This window comes from Jeongeupia sp. USM3, assembly GCF_001808185.1.
Taxonomy (GTDB): Bacteria; Pseudomonadota; Gammaproteobacteria; order Burkholderiales; family Chitinibacteraceae; genus Jeongeupia.
This window is the reverse complement of the sequence record NZ_CP017668.1, coordinates 3,392,308-3,414,060: the sequence shown is the minus strand read 5'-3', so window position 1 is coordinate 3,414,060 and position 21,753 is coordinate 3,392,308. Positions and strand designations below refer to the sequence as shown.

At 64.2% G+C, this 21,753-nt stretch carries 19 protein-coding genes and 3 tRNA genes; 10 read left to right on the top strand and 12 right to left on the bottom strand.

The genetic code is table 11. The features are described 5' to 3' along the window. Positions 1 to 29: 29 nt before the first annotated feature. The 6 genes from BJP62_RS18545 to BJP62_RS16110 all read left to right on the top strand — a co-directional run bounded on the left by BJP62_RS18545 (position 30) and on the right by BJP62_RS16110 (position 7,457). Positions 30 to 587, top strand: coding sequence for a hypothetical protein (locus BJP62_RS18545; RefSeq protein ID WP_145927234.1), 558 nt, complete (start codon positions 30 to 32; stop codon positions 585 to 587). Positions 588 to 887: 300 nt separating this feature from the next. Further along, positions 888 to 2,669, top strand: a complete 1,782-nt coding sequence (locus BJP62_RS16130; protein WP_070531290.1) for a hypothetical protein — start codon at positions 888 to 890, stop codon at positions 2,667 to 2,669. Positions 2,670 to 2,714: 45 nt separating this feature from the next. Further along, complete coding sequence (tssI, locus tag BJP62_RS16125; RefSeq protein WP_070531287.1) at positions 2,715 to 4,733, top strand: type VI secretion system tip protein VgrG; 2,019 nt, start codon at positions 2,715 to 2,717, stop codon at positions 4,731 to 4,733. Continuing rightward, positions 4,733 to 5,284 carry a toxin-antitoxin system YwqK family antitoxin gene (locus BJP62_RS16120; protein WP_070531284.1) on the top strand — a complete coding sequence of 184 codons (552 nt, stop codon included), beginning with the start codon at positions 4,733 to 4,735 and terminating at the stop codon, positions 5,282 to 5,284. The genes tssI and BJP62_RS16120 overlap by 1 nt, the downstream gene beginning before the upstream one ends. Before the next feature lie 176 nt (positions 5,285 to 5,460). Next, complete coding sequence (locus BJP62_RS16115; RefSeq protein WP_070531280.1) at positions 5,461 to 6,411, top strand: IS481 family transposase; 951 nt, start codon at positions 5,461 to 5,463, stop codon at positions 6,409 to 6,411. Between the two features lie 95 nt (positions 6,412 to 6,506). After that, positions 6,507 to 7,457: an IS481 family transposase gene (locus BJP62_RS16110; protein WP_070525743.1), complete on the top strand. Its 951-nt coding sequence runs from the start codon at positions 6,507 to 6,509 to the stop codon at positions 7,455 to 7,457. On the opposite strand, the gene BJP62_RS16105 is transcribed toward BJP62_RS16110, so the two are convergent. The 7 genes from BJP62_RS16105 to BJP62_RS16075 all read right to left on the bottom strand — a co-directional run bounded on the left by BJP62_RS16105 (position 7,454) and on the right by BJP62_RS16075 (position 11,997). After that, on the bottom strand, positions 7,454 to 7,849 hold the full coding sequence (locus BJP62_RS16105; protein ID WP_070532856.1) for a DUF4280 domain-containing protein: 396 nt from the start codon (positions 7,847 to 7,849) through the stop codon (positions 7,454 to 7,456). The two genes, BJP62_RS16110 and BJP62_RS16105, sit on opposite strands and share 4 nt — an antisense overlap. Before the next feature lie 682 nt (positions 7,850 to 8,531). Next, positions 8,532 to 8,607 (bottom strand) — tRNA-Glu (locus BJP62_RS16100). 14 nt (positions 8,608 to 8,621) lie between these two features. Continuing rightward, positions 8,622 to 8,698, bottom strand: a tRNA-Arg gene (locus BJP62_RS16095). A gap of 40 nt (positions 8,699 to 8,738) precedes the next feature. After that, a tRNA-Ser gene (locus BJP62_RS16090) sits at positions 8,739 to 8,832 on the bottom strand. Between the two features lie 69 nt (positions 8,833 to 8,901). Next, entirely contained in the window at positions 8,902 to 10,125 is a 1,224-nt protein-coding gene (locus tag BJP62_RS16085) for an aspartate kinase (protein WP_070531277.1), read from the bottom strand. Positions 10,126 to 10,272: 147 nt separating this feature from the next. After that, positions 10,273 to 11,343, bottom strand: a complete 1,071-nt coding sequence (gene alr, locus BJP62_RS16080; RefSeq protein ID WP_070531273.1) for an alanine racemase — start codon at positions 11,341 to 11,343, stop codon at positions 10,273 to 10,275. 24 nt (positions 11,344 to 11,367) lie between these two features. Then, complete coding sequence (locus BJP62_RS16075; RefSeq protein ID WP_070531271.1) at positions 11,368 to 11,997, bottom strand: DedA family protein; 630 nt, start codon at positions 11,995 to 11,997, stop codon at positions 11,368 to 11,370. A gap of 171 nt (positions 11,998 to 12,168) precedes the next feature. Here BJP62_RS16075 and lplT point away from each other — a divergent pair, with 171 nt between their 5' ends. Continuing rightward, a complete protein-coding gene (gene lplT, locus BJP62_RS16070) occupies positions 12,169 to 13,455 on the top strand; it encodes a lysophospholipid transporter LplT (RefSeq protein ID WP_070531262.1) in 1,287 nt (428 codons plus the stop codon). Here the strand turns inward: lplT and BJP62_RS16065 are convergent, their stop codons facing one another. The 3 genes from BJP62_RS16065 to BJP62_RS16055 form a co-directional block, all read right to left on the bottom strand. Continuing rightward, on the bottom strand, positions 13,456 to 15,090 hold the full coding sequence (locus tag BJP62_RS16065) for a tannase/feruloyl esterase family alpha/beta hydrolase (RefSeq protein ID WP_070532854.1): 1,635 nt from the start codon (positions 15,088 to 15,090) through the stop codon (positions 13,456 to 13,458). Positions 15,091 to 15,150: 60 nt separating this feature from the next. After that, positions 15,151 to 16,449 carry a hemolysin family protein gene (locus BJP62_RS16060; RefSeq protein WP_070531259.1) on the bottom strand — a complete coding sequence of 433 codons (1,299 nt, stop codon included), beginning with the start codon at positions 16,447 to 16,449 and terminating at the stop codon, positions 15,151 to 15,153. A 74-nt stretch (positions 16,450 to 16,523) separates the two neighbouring features. Then, on the bottom strand, positions 16,524 to 18,290 hold the full coding sequence (locus BJP62_RS16055; protein ID WP_070531257.1) for an ATP-binding protein: 1,767 nt from the start codon (positions 18,288 to 18,290) through the stop codon (positions 16,524 to 16,526). A gap of 122 nt (positions 18,291 to 18,412) precedes the next feature. On the opposite strand from BJP62_RS16055, the gene BJP62_RS16050 reads away from it, so the two are divergent. From BJP62_RS16050 to BJP62_RS16040, 3 genes are all read left to right on the top strand, one after another. After that, on the top strand, positions 18,413 to 18,748 hold the full coding sequence (locus BJP62_RS16050; RefSeq protein WP_070531254.1) for a hypothetical protein: 336 nt from the start codon (positions 18,413 to 18,415) through the stop codon (positions 18,746 to 18,748). A 138-nt stretch (positions 18,749 to 18,886) separates the two neighbouring features. Continuing rightward, positions 18,887 to 19,345 (top strand): cupredoxin family protein, encoded by a 459-nt coding sequence (locus tag BJP62_RS16045; protein ID WP_070531252.1) that lies wholly within the window; start codon positions 18,887 to 18,889, stop codon positions 19,343 to 19,345. Positions 19,346 to 19,388: 43 nt separating this feature from the next. Continuing rightward, positions 19,389 to 19,823 (top strand): DUF411 domain-containing protein, encoded by a 435-nt coding sequence (locus BJP62_RS16040; protein WP_070531250.1) that lies wholly within the window; start codon positions 19,389 to 19,391, stop codon positions 19,821 to 19,823. 188 nt (positions 19,824 to 20,011) lie between these two features. Here BJP62_RS16040 and motD read toward each other — a convergent pair whose 3' ends face one another. Both motD and BJP62_RS16030 read right to left on the bottom strand, forming a co-directional pair. Then, the gene (gene motD / locus BJP62_RS16035) at positions 20,012 to 20,800 is read right to left on the bottom strand and encodes a flagellar motor protein MotD (RefSeq protein ID WP_070531248.1); all 789 of its coding nucleotides are present in this window, start codon (positions 20,798 to 20,800) and stop codon (positions 20,012 to 20,014) included. Between the two features lie 3 nt (positions 20,801 to 20,803). After that, positions 20,804 to 21,745 (bottom strand): S49 family peptidase, encoded by a 942-nt coding sequence (locus BJP62_RS16030; RefSeq protein WP_070531245.1) that lies wholly within the window; start codon positions 21,743 to 21,745, stop codon positions 20,804 to 20,806. Between the last annotated feature and the right edge of the window lie 8 nt (positions 21,746 to 21,753).

The following is a 21,753-nucleotide window of genomic DNA, read 5'->3' as shown; positions in this document are numbered from 1 at the left end:
CCCCATCTGAAACCCACGAGAAAATCATCATGTCAGAATTTTTGAAAATGGCAAAAGACGCGATAGAAGTGGTGAAAAAAATACAATCTTGCAACACCGCGGGAGCGATGATAACCGATCGACTGGGGCTTACAGACCATGCTAAAAATGTCGGGAAAACGCAGCTCTTGCGGCCAACCACATTTTATGGAGATCCGCATTATAAAAACACCGAGTATGCTTCAAAAATACTTGATAGCGGCTATGGAAATTGCGCAGACAAAACAGATGTCGCAATACAATTCCTAAACAACAACCATGGAAACAAAGCACGTTTTACAAAATGCAGCAGCATTGGATATGACCATGCATTTTTAGTAATTCACACAGGTGGAAATCTCAATTATGGCGCAGGCAACACAAATGACAGAACAGCATTTGGTGATGACGCCGTTTTAGTTGATTCTTGGCAACACGATTATTACTACTTAAACGGCTACCCAACAATCAACCCCAAGGGTTGGTGGATCGGCCCATTTCAAGCCATCACCCGCTACAAAATATGGAGCAATCAAATTCACGTCTTAGCCACAAACGAGACTATTTAGCGACAAATAAGCGACCCAAAAAAATCGTTCACTTTTTAGCAAGGAAATACAATGCCCAACGACAATTCAAGGCCATCAATAGGCTAACCTAGCGATACCTGCCACCTCCTCACCGCGTCGACGCGGACGGGTATTTATCCGAAAAATAGTTCTGGCCTATTCGTAGGTTGGGCTGGATGAAATGAAGCCCAACATCGCGTGCTCATGCGCCCAACGCACCACGACCCACCCTATCGACACCTAACCCAGTCTCACCCAGCCCCACCATTGAACGGCAAGATCAAGATCAGGAGATGCACCATGCCAGATGGCCTTTACTACAAGAAGAACAAAGACTGGGTCATTGAATACAAGCACAACAAGCAGACCGTCACTCACGTTGTGCCCGGGGAGCAAAAAAGCAGGGCCGAGTTCTTCAAAAAGAACGCTCCCCCCGCACAAACCACCCCATTGAAGGTGCAATTCGACCTCACCCAGAAGCAAGTACCGGACTACGCCACGCTGAAGTTGATTCCAGTGCACGTACCGGTTTTGCCTCAGCCAAACAGCAACCATCTTCAGCAGATTCAGCCGCCGGTCGTTGTCAAAGCGCTGCCACAAAAATTCGCCCAGCACAGCCATACGTTTATCAACCTGAAAACGGAAAACGGCTTAACGCGGGAAGAAAAGCAGGACATCGTTCTTGAGATCATCGACAGAAAGGAAGGGCTGACCGAAAAAGACGTTGGCATTCTGCTTCAGGCCGCCAATCAGAGTTTTCCGCTGGCATTTGACTCGGCAGACGCGTTTCAGAAAAGGCTGTTCGGGCTGATCACGGCCATCAGCAAAAAGAACGGACCAAAACTGATCAACTCATTCGCACCTCTGATCGACGAGCAGCCGATCTGCATCATGATTCACGGCAGCTCTGTCGGCGGATTGCGCGGCAAGAAGAAGGACGATAAAGGCTGGTCTTTCGACGAGCACAGCGATATTGACGTATCGATCATTGATCTGAACCGGTTTTGCTGGGCGCAGGCGCTGGGCATCATCACGTACTCCGACACCAATTCCATCGAACTGAACGACATGCAGATTCGTCTGCTGAAGCTGGGGAAATTCGTCAGCCAGTTCAGGTCGAAATTCAATCGCCAGGCCAACTTCTGCATTTATCGCGACGAGGAAAGTGCGAGAGCCCATGCCGACTTTACGCTGGTATGCAAGATCGACCGGGGAATGGACGAGTTCGTCATCGAGAAGATTTACACGCCGTTCATCGAGAAAAAATCCGCCACGGACGACAAGCCTTTTACGCTCTCCCAGTTTTTTGGATACTACGACAGCACCCTTCGCGTGCAACAGGAAGAATGGGCAACCAACGAGCTCTGGGAGGAACGGAGAAATAAAATCACGCTACCGAGCCAGGGCAACCACGCTTTCAATGATCTGCATGCGATCCTGGGCGAGCATATCGGTGAGCTGCGTGTGCACCTGGATCCTTTCCGCCCGGCGCTGAGCGAGACACCGCACGTTTTCAAATTGATCGACACTTATCTCCAGGGGCTGGAAAGCATCTTGCCAGTTCTGGAATTTCTGTCCCGGGATTTGAAAATAGCCACTTCGCACCATGGCAAGAATGCCAATCAGATCATGCGGGGATTCAACGTAGAAAGCGACATGGTAAACGATCGGGAGTTTGGTAATGCGTGCACGTATTTCCACAACTGCTCCCGCTTGCTGTGCCAGATCGCCATTGAACGGCTCGGCAATCCAAAGCAGATTGCGTTCATCATTCCACCATTGAAAAAATCATTTACCGTTCTGCTCGACTCCGTTATCGACGCCAAACTGATTGTCAATCTCAAGCTCAACAAGACCCAGAAGTACGCTTACGTCCTGGACTGCGTCAAAAGTTACACTGAAGGCATCCGGTACAAGGCCAACGTCGTCTTCAAGGGCGGATTGGACACCATTCTGGCAAGATTGCTGCAAGAGAAAGAATTCGCAAAACTCATCCTCAGCACCGGCAACACTGTGACTACGACGCAGGTGCTGAATGCGCTGGATGATTCGATCGATGACAAGAAGGTGGATCAGCTCTAAGCCACCGGACATTTTTCCAGCCTGCAAGCATCACCGAGCCCAGCCGTGCCGACCCGCCCTACCGACTCCAACACCTCGCTCAGCCTCACCGCGACTGCGCCGCTCGACGCGCTGTACACCAACGCCTTCAGCGGCCACGAAGCCTTGAACGCGCTCGGCGAGATCGGCGTGCAGTGCGTCAGCGCTAGCGCATTGACGCTGGGCGACACGATCGCCAAGCACGTCACGCTCTCGCTGAACAACGACAGCGACAAGCGCCCGCTCGACGGCCTTTGCGCCGAGATCGGCCAGCTGCCGCTCGACGGCAGCGGCGGTTTTGATCGCTACGCCGTCACGCTGCGACCATGGCTGTGGTGGCTGACGCTGGCGAGCAACAACCGCATATTCCAGAACAAGACCGCGCCGGACATCGTCAAGGCGGTGTTTGCGGTGCACGGTTTCAGCGATTACCAGCTCAAGCTCAATGCCAGCTATACGGCGCGCGAGTATTGCGTTCAGTACGGCGAGAGCGATTTCGCCTTCGTCTCGCGGCTGCTCGAGGACGAGGGCATCTTCTGGTTCTTCACCCATGCCGCCGGCAAGCACACGCTGGTACTGGCCGACAACAACGACGCGTTTCCGGCCTGTCCGAACGCGGCGAGCATCGCCTTCAAGCCCGGCGACATGGGCGGGCGGGCGCTGCACGCGATCCGCGATGGCCAGCTGCAGCAACAGGCGGTCAGCACCGGCCACCGGACCACCGATTACGAGTTCACCACGCCGACGACCGCGCTGTACACGCAGGCGCAGGCCAAGGACGGCCCGCTGAGCCGTTACGAGCATCCGGGCGGCTACACGGTGAAGGCGACTGGCGACACGCTGGCCAAACAGCGCGTCAATGCGCTGCGCAGCCAGGCGCTGCGTTTTGTCGGCGAGAGCGACTGCCGCTGGCTGGTGCCGGGGCATACGTTCACGCTGACCGGCCACGACAACGCCGCCGCAAACATCGAGTGGCTGGTGACCGCGGTGACCCACGACGGCGATCACCAGCACTACGCCAACCGCTTCGAGGCGATCCCCAAGGCCACGCCGTACCGGCCGTTGCGGCAGACGCCGAAACCGTACATGCACACGCAGATCGCGACGGTGGTCGGCAAGTCCGGCGAGGAAATCTGGACCGACCAGTACGGCCGGATCAAGATCCAGTTCCCATGGGACCGTGACGGCAAGAACGACGAAGCCAGCTCGTGCTGGGTGCGCGTGGCGCAGGCGTGGACCGGCAAGGGCTTCGGCGCCCAGTTCATTCCGCGCATCGGCCAGGAAGTGATCATCACCTTCATCGACGGCGATCCGGACCGGCCGCTGGTGACGGGCTGCGTCTACAACGGCGACAACAGCCTGCCGTATGCGCTGCCGGCCAACCAGACCCAGAGCGGCATCAAGACCAATTCGAGCAAGGGCGGCGGCGGCTTCAACGAGCTGCGTTTCGAGGACAAGAAAAACAGCGAGGAAGTGTTCCTGCAGGCGCAGAAGGACTTCAACGCCAATATCCTCAACGACAGCAGCACGACCGTCGGCCACGACGAGAAGCTGACGGTGAAGAACGACCGTACCCGCACCGTCAGCGAAGGCAACGACACGACGACGATCGACAAGGGCAACCGCAGCGTCACGGTGAAAACCGGCACCGAGACTGTCGACATCAAGGACAAGCGCACGGTCAAGGTCGGCGGCGACCAGAGCCACAGCACCGGCGGCAAGTTCGAGCACAAGATCGGCGGCGACTACACGCTGACGATCGACGGTAACCTGACGATCAAGGTCGGCGGCACGCTGACACTGCAAAGCACCGGCGACTACACCGCCAAGAGCGACGGCGCGCTGACCAACCAGGCCGGCACGGCGCTGACCAACAAGGCCGGGACATCGCTGACCAACAAGGCGGGCACCTCGCTCGATAACAAGGCCGGCACGACGCTGACCAACGACGCCGGCGTCAGCCTGATGAACAAGGCCGCCGCCGAACAGACCGTCGACGGCGGCGGCATGCTCACCGTCAAGGGCGGCATCGTCAAACTCAACTGATGGACAAGGCCGTGGACGACATACAGACACTGGATCTGGAACGCGAGCAGACCCGGCTGACCGGCACCCTCGCCGGCGGCGCGTTGCAGGGTGCGCTGCAGATCCGCGAGGCAGGCAGGCCGCTGGCGCAGCTCGCCTATCAGCAGGGCGCCCTGCACGGCCCGTTCCAGCTGCTGCACCCGAACGGCAAGCTCGCCGCCCGGATGCAGTACGCCGACAACGCCCTGCACGGCCCGGCGAGCTTCTTCGGCCCCGACGGCAAGCTGCTGCACACCGCCAGCTACCGGCTCGGCATCGCGCATGGCGATGCCAAGGTTTTCCATCCGGATGGACGTCTGGCCCAGCACAGCCGCTACCGGCAGGGCAAGCTGCACGGGCTGCAGCAGCGCTTCCACGCCAACGGCCGGCTTGCCGAGCGCCACCGCTTCGTCGACGGCAAACCGGCCGGCCCGGCGGAAGGCTTCCATACCGACGGCCGCCCGCTCGACGCCGAGAACAAGCCGATCTCGCGCCTCGCCTGGTGGTGGCGGCGCTGGCAGGGGCACGACTAGGCACCGGCCGTCATGCGCGTTGCCGAACTGCGCTCGGGCGTCATTCGGCTTTGGCAAGGCGCAGCGTTCTACAGCACCTAGGTGTGAAGGTTCAATAGGTTGTTTCGGGTGTTCACCCGGAGAAGTTCTGCGAGACTGGAAATCGCCAAACCCCCAGTCACAGAACAAGACACCGGATGAACACACATAAGAATGCCCGACTGACGTATCTGCGTCGCCTGGAAATGGTTCAGGACATCACCGAGCATGGTTTGTCGACCGCGGCGGCGGCGGCACGCCATGGCGTAAGCGCGGTCACCACCCGCAAGTGGCTGGGCCGCTATCTGGTCGGCGGCGCGGCTGCCTTGCTCGACAAATCCTCGCGTCCCGAGCGCTCGCCACGTGCCATTGCGCCCAGCGTTGCCCTGACGATCATCGAATTGCGTCGCAAGCTGTTCCTGCAGGCTCGCATCGCAAGCTATATCGGCGTGTCCAAAGCAACCGTCAGTCGCGTGCTGCGACACGCAGGGCTATCGCGGTTAAGCGACCTGCAGCCCGCAGAGCCTGTGCAGCGCTACGAGCGCGAAATGCCCGGCGAACTGCTGCACGTCGACATCAAGAAGCTCGCCCGCTTCGAGCAGGTCGGCCATCGCATCACCGGCGATCGTCGCCAGAACAGCCGAAACAGCGGCTGGGAATATCTGTTCGTGGCGATCGACGACCATAGTCGCATCGCCTTCACCCGACTCTACCCCGACGAGCGCCGCGCCAGCGCCATCGACTTCCTGCGTGCGGCCAACGACTACTTCAAAACGCTGGGCGTACCGCTCCAGCGCCTGATCACCGATAACGGGCCCGCCTTCCGCTCCCATGACTTCGGCCGCGTTTGCGTTGAACTGGGCATTAAGCAGAGGTTCACCCGCGCCTACCGACCGCAAACCAACGGCAAGGCCGAGCGCTTCATCCAGTCCGCGCTGCGCGAATGGGCCTACGGCCAAACCTATCAACACTCGGATGAGCGCGGCGCAGTCCTGAGGTATTGGAATCATTATTACAACTGGCACCGTCCGCATCACGGCATCGGCTGCCACGTGCCCATGTCCCGTCTCTCAGCAACGAAAAACAACGTCTTGACTCTTCACACCTAGGTGTGAAGGTTCAATAGGTTGTTTCGGGTGTTCACCCGGAGAAGTTCTGCGAGACTGGAAATCGCCAAACCCCCAGTCACAGAACAAGACACCGGATGAACACACATAAGAATGCCCGACTGACGTATCTGCGTCGCCTGGAAATGGTTCAGGACATCACCGAGCATGGTTTGTCGACCGCGGCGGCGGCGGCACGCCATGGCGTAAGCGCGGTCACCACCCGCAAGTGGCTGGGCCGCTATCTGGTCGGCGGCGCGGCTGCCTTGCTCGACAAATCCTCGCGTCCCGAGCGCTCGCCACGTGCCATTGCGCCCAGCGTTGCCCTGACGATCATCGAATTGCGTCGCAAGCTGTTCCTGCAGGCTCGCATCGCAAGCTATATCGGCGTGTCCAAAGCAACCGTCAGTCGCGTGCTGCGACACGCAGGGCTATCGCGGTTAAGCGACCTGCAGCCCGCAGAGCCTGTGCAGCGCTACGAGCGCGAAACGCCCGGCGAACTGCTGCACGTCGACATCAAGAAGCTCGCCCGCTTCGAGCAGGTCGGCCATCGCATCACCGGCGATCGTCGCCAGAACAGCCGAAACAGCGGCTGGGAATATCTGTTCGTGGCGATCGACGACCATAGTCGCATCGCCTTCACCCGACTCTACCCCGACGAGCGCCGCGCCAGCGCCATCGACTTCCTGCGTGCGGCCAACGACTACTTCAAAACGCTGGGCGTACCGCTCCAGCGCCTGATCACCGATAACGGGCCCGCCTTCCGCTCCCATGACTTCGGCCGCGTTTGCGTTGAACTGGGCATTAAGCAGAGGTTCACCCGCGCCTACCGACCGCAAACCAACGGCAAGGCCGAGCGCTTCATCCAGTCCGCGCTGCGCGAATGGGCCTACGGCCAAACCTATCAACACTCGGATGAGCGCGGCGCAGTCCTGAGGTATTGGAATCATTATTACAACTGGCACCGTCCGCATCACGGCATCGGCTGCCACGTGCCCATGTCCCGTCTCTCAGCAACGAAAAACAACGTCTTGACTCTTCACACCTAGGGCAAGAGCGTGTTGACCTGCCCCGGCGACACCACCTTGATCACCCCGCCCCAGTTGCACATCAGCGTGCCGCCGGCACTCAGCGCCGGCATGTTGCCGACCAGCACCGTCGTCGCCCCGCCGGGAATCCACGGTGCCGGCGTCATCGGCACGCACGGCATCGGCGAGAACACCCCGAGCTTGGCCGCCGTCGCCGCCGCCACGACCGGATTGGCCATGCTCTGGCACATCGCAAACGGCGTGATGTTGACGATGGGAATGTGGTCCATCAGCGTCGCCGCCGGCATGCTGCCGAGCAGCACGCGGTTCATCGGCAGCACGTTCAGCACGGCCGGTGCCACGCCGAAGCTGCACTGCAGTGTCGCGCCGCCACACACATGGGGCATGGGCATCGGATTGGCCTCCATCCGGGATGAACGGTCAGTCGGAACATTTCACTCGCATGATTCTATCGCCATCGCCGCAAAGCGGACGGGCTTTCGACCGGGCCAGCGGCCGACGTGCGACTTGCGGCGTGGTCAAGTGCATCCGGCCAACACGGCCGGCCAGACTGGCAGGGCATCGCGCAAGAACCGGGCTTCCTCCATGCCGACAGCACAGGTGCAGCACGGTGCTGCGCAAAGTGCGCATCAGCGCAGCCAGCCCGGTGTGGCCGTTCTGCTTTCGCAACGCTGCTACCGAGGAAACGCTCGCTGACGGCCCCCTGCCACACGCGATCCGGACAGCGCCGGCGCAGGACTGGGCCGACGCAGCTTGCCGGGCCGCAAGTGCCCCGGCACGAATCACATGCAGATCACCTGCAACGGGACGTCCAGCTCAGTTCCTTGGCGCAACCGGAACACGCAAGTCCTGTTCGACGGTCTGATCGGCTCGGCGAAGCGAGCAGGCAGGCGATGCGCGGCCGAAGATCGGCAGCGTTGGCAAAGCAGCTGTCGGGCGCTTCATGCCGAAGCTGGCTATTGAATTTCAATCAAAACGGGAAAAGCGTTGCCGTATGCGACGGTATGTCGAGCAACGATGCCGGCAGGCGAGGAATCTGCATGCCGATGGCCAAATCTCAACCGGAGGTCAAGATGGCGTCCCCACGGGGATTCGAACCCCGGTAGTCACCGTGAAAGGGTGGTGTCCTAGGCCTCTAGACGATGGGGACTTCGAGAAGAGTAATGGTGCACCCGGAGCGATTCGAACGCCCGACCCTCTGGTTCGTAGCCAGATACTCTATCCAACTGAGCTACGGGTGCACTGTTACTTTCTTGCTTACTGCGGTACTGCGAGGTCCGCTGGCGGAGACGGAGGGATTCGAACCCTCGATAGAGGTTTTGGCCCCTATGCTCCCTTAGCAGGGGAGTGATTTCAGCCACTCATCCACGTCTCCGTCAAGGGAGGCTGGATATTACCTGCGGTCCGAAAACCCGTCAACCGCCTTGGCGGAAATAGTGCGAAATCAGCCCTTGTCGAGGCCGAAAGCCTTGTGCAGCACGCGTACGGCGAGCTCGAGGTACTTCTCGTCGACGATGACCGAGATCTTGATTTCCGACGTCGAGATCATCTGGATGTTGATGCCCTCTTCGGCCAGCGTGCGGAACATCGTTGCCGCAACGCCGACGTGCGAGCGCATGCCGACGCCGACGATCGAGATCTTGCAGATCTTGTCGTCGCCGTCGATCTGCGCCGCGCCGATGTGCGCCTGCACGCCTTCGAGCACCTTGATCGTGCGGGCCAGATCCGGCTTCGGTACGGTGAAGCTGAAGTCGGTGGTGCCGTCCTTGCCGACGTTCTGGATGATCATGTCGACGTCGATGTTGGCATCCGAGACCGGGCCGAGGATCTGGTAGGCGATGCCGGGCTTGTCCGGCACGCCGGTCACGTTGATGCGGGCTTCGTCACGGTTGAAGGCGATGCCGGAGACGACTGGCTTTTCCATGTTCGGGTCTTCCTCGAAGGTAATCAGCGTGCCCTCACCCTCTTCCTGGAACGAGGACAGCACGCGCAGTTTGACGTTGTACTTGCCGGCGAACTCCACCGAGCGGATTTGCAGCACCTTGGAGCCGAGGCTGGCCATCTCGAGCATTTCCTCGAAGGTGATGGTCTTGAGCTTCTTGGCTTCGGGCACGACGCGCGGGTCGGTGGTGTAGACGCCGTCGACGTCGGTATAGATCTGGCATTCGTCGGCCTTCAGCGCCGCGGCCAGCGCCACGCCCGAGGTGTCCGAACCGCCGCGGCCCAGTGTGGTGATGTTGCCCTGCGGGTCGACCCCCTGGAAGCCGGCGACGATGACCACGCGGCCGGCATTCAGGTCGGCGCGCATCGCATCGTCGTCGATCGACTGGATGCGGGCCTTGGTGTGGGTCGAATCGGTGAGGATCTTGACCTGGCCGCCGGTGTACGACTTCGCGTCGACGCCCATTTCCTTGAGCGCCATCGCCAGCAGGCCGATGGTGACCTGTTCGCCGGTCGAGACGATCACGTCGAGTTCGCGCGGATCGGGATTCGCCTGGATTTCCTTGGCGAGCGCGATCAGCCGGTTGGTCTCGCCGCTCATCGCGGAAACGACGACGACGATGTCGTGGCCCTGGGCCTTGAACTTGGCGACGCGCCGCGCGACGTTCTTGATGCGCTCGGGCGTGCCAACCGAGGTGCCGCCGTACTTCTGGACGATCAATGCCATGATGCAACCTGCAGGTTGAATGAAATGAGGGATCTGGCCCGGCCCGCGACGCCGTCAGCAATGCACAACGGATTCGCGCGGGAAAAGTGCCAAAACGAAAGATTGTAATGAAAGCCGTGCGGGTTTACGAGGCCGATCAACAGGCCGTTACAGCGTCCGGGCCGGTACCCGCGGCGCAACCGCGCACATCAGCTCGTAGCCGATGGTGCCGGCGGCGGTCGCGACCTCGTCGATCGGCAGATCCTTGCCCCACAATTCGACCGGCGTGCCGATCTGCGCCTGCGGCAGCCCGCTCAGGTCGACGGCGAGCATGTCCATCGACACGCGGCCGAGCAGGCGGGTCCGCACGCCACCGACGAGCACCGGCGTACCGGTCGGCGCATGGCGCGGGTAGCCGTCGGCATAGCCGCAGGCAACGATGCCGACGCGCATCGGCCCGGGCGCGGTGAATGCCGCGCCGTAGCCGACGGTGTCGCCGGCCTCGAGGGCCTGCACGCCGATGATTTCGCTCTGCAGGCTCATCGCCGCGATCAGCCCGAGCGACGCGGCGCTGCGATGCGCGAACGGTGTGGCGCCGTACAGTGCCACGCCGGGACGGACCCAGTCGCGGTGGACTTGGGGAAAATCGAAGGTCGCCGCCGAATTGGCGAGCGTCATCGGCAGCCCGAGCCCCTCCGCCGCGGCGTCGAAGCGCGCCAGCTGCGACGCGATGCCGCGCCCTGGATCGTCGGCGCTTGCAAAGTGCGTCATCAGGGTGATGCCGGCGACGTTGGCGCAGGCCCTGAGCCGTGCGGCCACCGCCGGCGCGGTCTCGGCGACGAAGCCGAGCCGGTTCATGCCGGTATTGAGCTTGAGATAGATGTCGAGCGGCTTCGGCAGCGCCAGCGTTTCCAGCCAGTGCAGCGAGCGCTCCTCGTGCACGGCGACGCTCAGGCCGTGCCGCGACGCCAGCAGCAGCTCATCGGCGCTGAACACGCCCTCGAGCATCAGGATCGGCCGGGTGACGCCGGCTTCGCGCAGGGCGACCGCGCGGCCGAACTCGAGCAAGGCAAAACCGTCGGCATCGGGCAGGGCCGCGACGACCCGCTCGAGTCCGTGACCGTAGCCGTTGGCCTTGGTCACGGCGTAAACCTTCGAGGCTGGTGCCAACGACTTCATCCGGCGGTAATTGTGGGCGATGGCGGCGGGGTCGATCAGGACCTGAAGCGGACGGGACATGGCGGACGGAAAATGGGCAGGGAATCAGTCTTGCGCGGCCTCGGCCGGCTGCTTGCAGCGGCGATGCCGCCAGTACCAGACGCCGACGATCATGGCGACCAGCGCGACCAGAATCAGGATGCCGGTCTGCCCGCGCTTGACCCACAGCAGCAGCCACTCGTGGTTGTAGGCGCCGTAGTAACCGAGGTAGACCCAGATCGGCACGCTGATCAGTGCGGCGAAACCGTCGAGCAACAGGAAGCGCCAGTACGAGACACAGTGGCTCATGCCGGCGGAGAGGAAGATCGGCGAGCGCAGGCCGGGGAGAAAACGCGCGACGAAGAGTACGCGGTTGCCGTAGCGCGAGAACTTGTCCTGTACCGCCGCGTAGCGCTCGGGCGTCATGATGCGCGCCACCCATCGCCACTTGAGCACGCGGGCGCCGTAGTAGCGGCCGAGCAGGAACATGACCGAATCGCCGACGAGCACGCCGGCCATGCCGACAAAGAACATCGTGTGCACGTTGGCATAGCCGAGGCCGGCGATGATGCCGCCGGCAACCAGGGTGATGTCTTCGGGAATCGGCACGCCGAAGCCACAGGCGAGCAGGACGAGGAAGACGGCGAGATAGCCGTAATCGGTGAAGACGCTCACCAGCAGTGACAGTGAATCCATATCGGCGCGCGGGAGCGGGAGCAGAAACGGTCCCCATCTTAGCATGCGAACCCTGCCGGCCGCGCCCTTGTCCGGCGGCGCATGAAAACGCCGCTTCTTGCGCCCCGTACACTGGGCGGCAAGGCAAACGTGTTATAAACGCGACGTTCCCAGCCTACGCGCGATACCCGCATGGACCGTGGTTTTTTCCTGATTCTCGGCGCGCAGTTCCTTTCCGCACTGGCCGACAACGCGCTGTTCATCGCCGCGCTGGCGCTGCTCAGGGAGCATCTGGCGCCCGAATGGCATCTGTCGATGCTACTGTGGTGCTTTACGGTGTCCTACGTCGTGCTCGCGCCGTTCGCCGGCTCGTTCGCCGACTCGATGCACAAGGGCCGCGCGATGATGATCTGCAACGGCATCAAGCTGATCGGCGGCGTCGGCATGCTCGTCGGGCTGCCGCCCATCCTCGCCTACACCGTCGTCGGCTTCGGCGCCGCAGCGTACAGCCCGGCCAAGTACGGGCTGGTCACCGAATACCTGCCGCACGAGAAGCTTGTCGAAGCGAACGGCTGGCTCGAAGGCGCAACGGTCGCGGCGATCATCTTCGGTACGGTGCTCGGCGGCGTGCTGACCGGCGCCCAGGTCGGCCACTGGCTGGAGACCCTGCCGTGGCAGATCGGCACGGCCGAGTTTGCCATCGGCGTGATCGTGCTGATCTACCTTGGCGCGGCCTGGCTCAACAGCCATATCCCGCGGCTCAACGTCCAGCTCAAACCGCTGAGCTGGGACCCGCTGCGGCTGACGCGCGAGTTCTACGCCTGTGCCAAGCGGCTATGGCTCGATCCGCAGGGCCAGCTGTCGCTGGCGGTGACGACGCTGTTCTGGGGCGCCGGTGCGACGATGCGGCTCGTCGTGCTCAACTGGGCGGTGATCTGGCTCGCCTACAGCATGGAAAAAGCGACGATGCTAATCGCCACGGTCGCGTTCGGCACCGCGTTCGGTGCGGTGATCGCCGGCCGTTTCATCCCGCTCAAGCGCGCGTTCTCGGTGCTGCCGGCGGGGATTGCGATGGGCCTGCTGGTGATGAGCATGCTGCTGGTCTACGACGGCACCCTCGCCGCGACGCTGATGTTCATCGTCGGCGCGCTGTCGGGCTTCTTCGTCGTGCCGCTGAACGCGATCCTGCAGCACCGCGGCTATCTGCTGATGGGCGCCGGGCATTCGATCGCCGTGCAGAACTTCAACGAGAACCTCGGCATCCTCGTCATGGTCGGCGTGCACGCACTGCTGGTGAAGTACCTGAGCACGCCGCTGCCGGCCGATGCGTCCGCACTGCTGGTCAAGCAGTTCGGCAACGGCGGGCTGCCGCCGATGACGGTCATCGTGCTCGGCTTCGGCCTGTTCGTCGCGGCGATGATGGTGTTCATCACCGCACGCTACCGGCGCGGCACGCGCGCCGGTGTCATGCACGACTGATCAGCGCGTCACGACGCACTCGAAGCTGGCCGCGGCGCCGACGTCGCCACCGCGGTAACGCGGCCATGCCGGATGCTCGCACAGCGGCCGGGTCCGGCCCTTCGTTGCGACATTGGCGTCGGCGACGACCTGCCGTGCCGGCGCCACGCCGTCGACGACCCAGCGATCGAGCGCCGCCAGCGAATCCCACGACGCCATGAACGCGCCAGCGACATGGCCGTAGCCGGGGACCACGTAAAAGCGCGAGAACGCCGTCGTTGCATCGTCGCCCATCGTCGCCCGCACCCGGCCCATGTAGTCGATCGTCGCCCGGGTGCTGACCAGCGCATCGGCCGCGCCATGCAATACGATCAGCTTGCCGCCGCGTCCGGCAAAGCGGCTCAGGTCGGTCCTGTTGACATCCTGAATCCCGGTCAGCGCACTGATCCTCGCCGTCCACGGCCCGGGCTGCGCCGGGTCGAGCGCCAGCGCATCGTAGGCCGGGTCGCGCGTCACCGCATACCGCACCCACTGGTCCCAGAATTGCGACAGGTACGGCTGGCCGAACCGGCCCGGGCTGGTCGGCGCCTCCGTGTTCCAGCCGAGAAAGCCGCGCAGGTCGGCGCCACTGAGGACGTTGAAACCCGGATAGCCCTTCTCGCCGCTCGCGACCGGATAGCGCAGCGTGAGCGGTGTGGCCATCGTCGTCACTGCGGCGATCTGCGCATCGGTCAGGCATTGCGTGGTCTTGCCCTTTGCGCAACGTAGCTTGATCGGCGTGAAGCGGCAGGCCTCGGGCCGGCTGATCAGGCCGTCGCGCACGCCGTCGTCGGCATCGCATGCGTCGATCTGGGCCTGGTACAGCATGCCCTGCGCGGCCGGATCGAGATAGGCGCCGGGGCGTGCCAGCGCCCGGGCGATGCGCCCGAAAGCGAGGTCGAGCGTTGCCGCGTTCCACGCCGGGTAGGCCGAGATCGCACCGTCGTAATCGTCGGGCCAGCGCTGCACGACGGCGAGCGCCTCGCGCCCGCCGGTCGAGCCGCCGGCGAAATAGCGCTGCGCCGGTGCCTTGCCATAGAACGCAAGCTGCAGCGCCGTCGCGGTGTCGCGGGTTTTCTTCAGCGCGTCGCCGGCGAAGTTGCGCAGCGCCTCGTCGTTCTGCATGAAGCGGCCGTCGAGCGAGCGCGTCGCCGAGGCGTCGGAGTACGGCGGTGCGGCCTCATGGCCGCTGTCGCTGCCGAACACCGCGTAGCCGCGCGCCAGCGGCGACGGCGTATCGAGCGGCGGCGCCGGTACGTTGCCGGTTGCGACGATCACGGTGCCGTTGTAGCCGCCGCCGCCCAGATGCAGCGACTTGCCGTTCCACGCCGCCGGCAGGCCCAGGTCGAAAAGGATGGCCGGCGCGGCCGGGTCGACCGGCAGCACCTGCCCCTGTATCCGGCAGAACTCGCCCTGCTCGCCCGGGATGGCCTGCCAGTCCGCACTGTCGACCCTGGCGCCGCTGGTCGGCAGGCCGATGTCCTTTGCTGCGAGCTGCCAGCCCTGCAGGGCCCCGCAAGCCTGCTTGTCCGGCTGGAGCGTCGCACGCGGAGACTGGCTGGCGCACCCCGTCAGCAGCAAGGCCAGGATGGCGATTTTCGGGTATTTGAACTGCATGGTCATCCTCCGTCAGGTACGGCTCAGCATAGCCGTAATCCTGGCGGGGCGAGCACCGCGCTATCGATCCGGCATCACCCGCACGCTGACGATGCGCGGCCCGTGCATGCGCTTGACCACGACGTCGAAGCCGTCGAACGACAGGCGCTCGCCTTCCTCGGGCAGGCGGCCGAGCTTTTCCTGGATCAGCCCGCCGACCGATTCGACCTCGGGGCTGTCGACGTCGATGCCGAGCGCGCGCGACAGCGTGAACAGCGGCAGCGAGCCCTTGCCGATCAGGCTGCCGTCGTCGAGCCAGAGCCAGTCGTTGTGCGTCTGGCGGAACTCGTCGCGGATTTCGCCGACCAGCACGCCGAGCAGGTTGTCGAGCGTGATGAAGCCGTACGGCGCCTCGCCCTTGGCGCCGATGACCGCGAAGTGCACCGCGCCACCGCGAAAGCGCCGCAGCAGCTCTTCGGCCGGCATGTCCTCGTTGACGCGCAGTGCCGGACGCAGATGGGCATCGAGATCCGGCTCGTCCTCTTCGTTGCTCAGCAGCAGCAGATCCTTGACATGGACCATGCCGAGCACGTGGTCGTCGTCGCCGACGACCGGATAGCGGCTGAAGCGGTGGGCACGGATCGTGGCGAGCTGCCTGGCCCACGGATCGTCGAAGCGCAGCGTCACCGCCTCGGAAAACGGCCGCATCAAGTCGGCGACGGTGAGCTTGCCGAAGTCGAGCGAATGCGCGAGCACGCGCAGCGCATCGCGGTCGACCGCATCGCGGCTGCTCGTGCGCAGGATCAGCTTGAGTTCTTCGGCCGAATAATGGCTGTCGTGGCCGTGGCCGACGTCGAGGCGCAACAGCCTGAGCACCCAGAACGCACTGTGGTTGAGCAGCCAGATCGCCGGGTACATGGCCCAGTAGAACGCGAACAGCGGTGCGGCGGTCCACAGGCCGACCTTTTCGGCCATCCGGATCGCCATCGACTTCGGCGCCAGCTCGCCAACGACGATGTGCAGGTAGGAAATCGCGCTGAATGCGAAGACGAACGACACCGTATGGACCAGCGCCGGATTGCCGACGCCAAGCCAGGCGAACACCGGCGCCAGCAGCGCGGCGAACACCGGTTCGCCGACCCAGCCCAGCCCCAGCGACGCGAGCGTGATGCCGAGCTGGCAGGCGGACAGGTAGGCGTCGAGATCGAGGTGGACCCGGGCGAGCATGCGGCCGCGGAATCCGACGGCCTTGGCGATGGCCTTGACCCGGGTCGGGCGCAGTTTGACGAGACTGAATTCGGCGGCGACGAAGAAGCCGTTGAGCAGCACCAGCAGCAGCGCGCCGGCGAGCATGAGGAACTGACTAAGCGCAGGGTCCATGTAGGCGGGGCAAGGCCCCGTGAAGGATCAGAACGGTTACCGAATGTACACGATGGGCTGCGGCTTGTCTGCCGTCAGCGCCCCGCGTACTCGCCGGCCGAGACGCGCGACAGCAGCCGCGCCAGCGCCTCCTGCTGCAGCGGTTTTTCGAGGAAATCGTCCATCCCGGCCAGGAGGCACGCGGTCTTTTCCTCGGCGATGCCGTTGGCCGACAGCGCGACGATCGGCAGTCGCGCCCGGCCGGTCAGCGCCTCGGCACTGCGGATCAGCCGCGTCGCGCTCAGCCCGTCGAGCTCGGGCATCTGCAGGTCCATCAGGATCAGGTCGATGCCGCCGGCGCGGGCGGCCTCGATCGCCTGCTGGCCGTTGTGGGCCAGCCGGACCGAGTGGCCCTGCGCCTCGAGCAGCCGCTCGGCGACCAGCCGGTTCACCGGATTGTCCTCGGCCACCAGCACGACCAGCGGCCGGGCCGCCGGCGGCCGGCTCGGCAGCGCGCTCGCCTCGCACGTCAGCAGCATCGCGGTGAAATGGAAGACGCTGCCGCCGCCGGGGTTGGCGTCGACCCACAGTTCGCCCTGCATCATCCGCACCAGCCGGCGCGAGATCGACAGGCCGAGCCCGGTGCCGCCGTACTGGCGCGAAATCGAGCTGTCGGCCTGCGAGAACGCTTCGAAGATCCGGCCGATCTGTTCGGGCGGCACACCGATCCCGGTATCGGCAACGCTGGCGTGCAACTCGACCACGTCGGCCTCGCGCGGTGTCAGCGTCAGCCGCACGGTGATCGCGCCCTGCGGCGTGAACTTGAGCGCATTGCCGATCAGGTTGACGAAAATCTGTTTCAGCCGCACCGGATCGCCGTACAGCGCGTCGGCCAGTGCGGCATCCGGCCAGTGCAGCGTCAGCCCGCGCAGCTGCGCCTGCGGGCCGAACATCCGTGCCAGCGACTCGACCAGCTCCTGCGGCGAGAACGGCACCGGTGCCAGGTTGAAGTGGCCGGCCTCGATCCTCGAGAGGTCGAGCACGTCGTTGACCAGCGTCAGCAGCGCATCGGTCGACGAGCTGATCACCGTCACCTGCTCGCGGCTGGCGTCGTCGAGCGGCTGCTGCGACAGCAATTGCGCCATGCCGACGATGCCGTTCATCGGCGTGCGGATCTCGTGGCTGATATTGGCGAGGAACTCGCTCTTGGCACGGCTGGCGGCCTGGGCCTCGGCGGTGGCGACCTTGAGGTCGTCGGCCAGCCGCCCCTTCTCGATCTCGAGTTCGATCGCCTCGGACAGCATCTCGTTGAAATAGCCGGCACTGCGCAGCACCGTATAGAGGAAGAGCAGCGACATCGCCGCGATCAGCGGATCGTACGGTTCGCCGCCGGCCAGCGCGGTCAGCGTCACCGGCAGCACCAGCATCACCGCATAGAAACGCAGCGCCGGCAGCACTGGCGACAGGATGGGTACCGCGCCGGCAACCATGCCGCAGATCACCAGCGAAACGATCAGCCGCGGCGCCGGCGGCATGCCGAACATGAAGGCCAGCGCCCCGCCGCCCCACCACAGCGCAACGATCGCCGTGCCGATCAGGTAGCGGCGGCGCCAGATCAGCGCGTGGGCAAAGTCGGCCGGTGCGCGTGCGTAGGCGCGCGCCAGCCCGATCCGCACCAGCGCGAACGACAGCGCCGGCAGCAGCCAGCCGAGCAGCTCGCCCACCGGCAGCGACGCACGCAGCCCGTAGCACAGCAGCGATCCGATCAGCATGCTCATCGCCTGGCCGATCACCGCATTGCGGTAAAGCAGCCGCGTGGTGCGGATCAGGACGTCGGGATGGGAACGGAGGGTGGCGGACATGCGCGGTGCGGATTGTGCTGGACCGGCAAGTATAGTGCAGCGACCTTGACCGCTCGGTGAACGGCCGCACGCGCGCCGGCCCATTTGCCAGAACGCGACATGCCCTTATACACTGGAGGGGTATGTCAACCCGATTCGCCCTCGTCCGTCGCTGGTTCGCGCTGGCGCTGATGTGCCTGCTGCCGTGGCAGCCGCTGTACGCGGCCGCCGCGTCGATGCATGCGCCGGCGGCGGTCACCGCCCCGGCCCACCGGGCCGATGGCCATCACGCCTCGCCCGACGCCCACCCTGCGCACGCCAGCTGCGACGACGCCCATTGCGCCGCCTGCGTCCCGCCGGTCGCCGACCTGCACCAGACAATGACCACGCCGACGCTGGCGCCGGTCCTCGTTGCCGCAATTCCCCGCCAGCCTGCCGACATCGACGCCGATCCGGCGCGCAAGCCGCCCAGACGCTGAGATCGCCGCATCCTGCCCGTTCCCGGCAGGATCGCCCCCGGCCGCGCCGCGGCCACACGTCCATGTCCAATCACGTGCGCCCGCAGCGTGCCGTTCGCCAGACCCTGCGTGCGCCAATCGAACCCGGAACAAATACCCATGAAAACCATCTCGTCATTCACGATGGCCGTCGCACTGCTCGCACCGACCGCCTTCGCTGACGGCAGCCACGCCAGCTTCGGCGAACCCGGCCGCGCCGCCGACGTCAGCCGGACGATCAAGGTCCGTACACTCGACACGATGAAGTTCGACATGTCGCCGGCGATCGGCACGATCAGCAAAGGCGAAACGATCCGTTTCGTCATCAGCAACCCGGGCCAGGTCGAGCACGAATTCGCGATCGGCGACGCGGCAAGCCAGAAGGCGCATGCCGAAATGATGCAGCAGATGCCCGGCATGCAGCACCACGACGAGCCGGGCACGGTGTCGCTCGCGCCCGGGCAAAGCAAGACACTGATCTGGAAGTTCAACAAAGCCGTCACCGGCGACATCGTGCTGGCCTGCCATCTGCCCGGCCACTACCAGGCCGGCATGCACGCCGAAGTCAAACTGAAATAACGTCCACCGCGCCGCCCCGAGGGGCGGCCCAAGGAGTACCGCCATGAAACCCGCTTTCCAACACCTCGCCACCGCAACACTGTTCGCGCTGTCGACCGCTGCCTGGGCCGGCCCGCAGGCCACGCTGTACAAGTCACCGGGCTGCGGCTGCTGCGGCGAGCACGCGCGCTACCTCGAACAGCAGGGATGGCAGATCAGGCAGATCGAAAGCAACGACATGTCGGCGATCAAGACGCGCTACGGCACCGCCGCGGCGCCGTCGTGCCATACGCTGGTCGTCGGCAAGTACGCGATCGAAGGCCATGTGCCGGTCGCCGCGATCGACAAGCTGCTGAAACAGCAGCCGAAGAACGTCAAGGCGATCTCGGCACCGGGCATGCCGGCGAACAGCCCGGGCATGGGGCCGTACACGCCGGGCACGATCGACGTCGTTGCGGTCGACGCGGCCGGCAAGGTCAAGCCCTGGGGCAAGTTCTAAGACCCCATCCCATTAGGCGGCTGCGCCTTTGCATTTTGGCCCCGTCCGGTGCTCCTCACACCCCAAGGGTGCTTCCTTCGGGGCGTCCTCGTGTACCAACACGTACACTGCGGTTTCTGCGCTCCGGGCGGGGCCAAACTGCTTTGGCTCGCTCGCCTACTGTGGACGGGCTCTAAGCGCCGGACGGGTCACTGCCCTGCCGGGCGCGGCACCTCGGTCGGCAGGATGGCAACCTCGTCCTTGTTGTCGGCAAGGATGTTGAGCGTCACCCTGCGGTTGCGGGCGCGGCCGTCGACACTGCCGTTCGGCTCGACCGGGCGGAATTCGGCATAACCGATCGCAACCATCCGCTTCGGTTCGACGCCGTTGTCGGCAAACAGCCGGACCACGCTGGCCGCGCGCGCCGCCGACAGCTCCCAGTTCGACGGAAACTGCGTCGAGCGGATCGGCTGGTCGTCGGTATGGCCTTCGATCTGGATCAGGTTGTCGGTGTTCCTGACCAGTTCGGCAACCGTCCTGAGCATCGTTACCGACGCCGGCTGCAGCTCGGCGCGGGCGAGGTCGAACAGCACGCTGTCGCTGATTTCGACGGCAATGCCGCGCTTGGACTGCGTCACCCGCACCTTGCCCTGCTCGATCAGCGGGCCCAGCGCGCCGCGGATGTCGCCGGCCATGCCGCGCATCTTCCTCGCCTGCGCCTCGAGCTCGGGCGCCCGGGTCACCGCCGACGCGGCAATCCGCTGCGGCGTCCCGGCCTGCGCCTGGTTCGGCAGCTGGATGACGCTGAGGCTCGACGGTGCCTGGCTGCGGAACGCGCTGACCAGCGAATCCGACAGCACCCGGTACTTGCCCTCGTTGACCGACGAGATCGCGTACATCACCACGAAGAACGCGAACAGCAGCGTGATGAAGTCCGCGTAGGACACCAGCCAGCGTTCGTGGCTTTCGTGTTCCTCGTCGTGCCTGCGTCGTGCCATGACTTACCGGACCGAGTAGCCGAACAGCTGCGTACCCAGATGCGCGGCGGCGCTGACGCCGACGCGTTTGGCAAAGCGGTCGATATAGCTCGGCTGGGCGGTGAAATCGACGACCTCGTCGGCCTTGACCACGTCGCGGGCAACGCTGTCGACCGAACCGAGCGCATCGGCAAGGCCGAGCCTGATGCCGGTTGCACCGCTCCACACCAGCCCGGAGAACAGGTCCGGGTTGTCGAGCGCCAGCTTCTTGCCACGGCCGGCCTTGACCGCGTCGATGAACTGCTGATGGATTTCGTCGACCATCGCCTGCGCCTTGCCGCGCTGTTCGGCCTTCATCGGCGAGAACGGATCCATGAACCCCTTGTTCGCGCCGGCGGTGACGAGACGACGCTCGACGCCGACCTTGTCCATGACCCCGGTGAAGCCGAAACCGTCCATCAGCACGCCGATCGACCCGACGATCGATGCCTTGTCGACGAAGATCCTGTCGGCGGCGACCGCGGCGTAATAGCAGCCCGACGCGCAGATGTCGTCGACGACGACGTACAGCGGCACCTTCGGATGCTGCTTGCGCAGGTCGCGCATCACGTCGTTGAGCTGGCCGGCCTGCACCGGGCTGCCGCCGGGGCTGTTGACCTCGAGCACGACGGCCTTGGTGTTGCGATCGTCGAATGCGGCCTTGAGGCCTTCGATCACCGGGCCGACATCGCCCTCGTCACCGGCCGCGATCGTACCGTCAAGCCGGACCAGCGCCGTGTGCGGGCCGTTCGAGACGCTGTCGAGCTCCTTCGAGCCGAACCAGCCGAACATCGCGGCGAGCACCAGCAGCAGCATGGCAAAACCGAGCAGCTTGAAGAAAATGCCCCAGCGCCGCGCGCTGCGCTGCTCCTTGATGCCGGCGTGCAGCAGATCGGTCAGCGCCTGGCGCTCCCACGGTTCTTGCATTGCTGAAG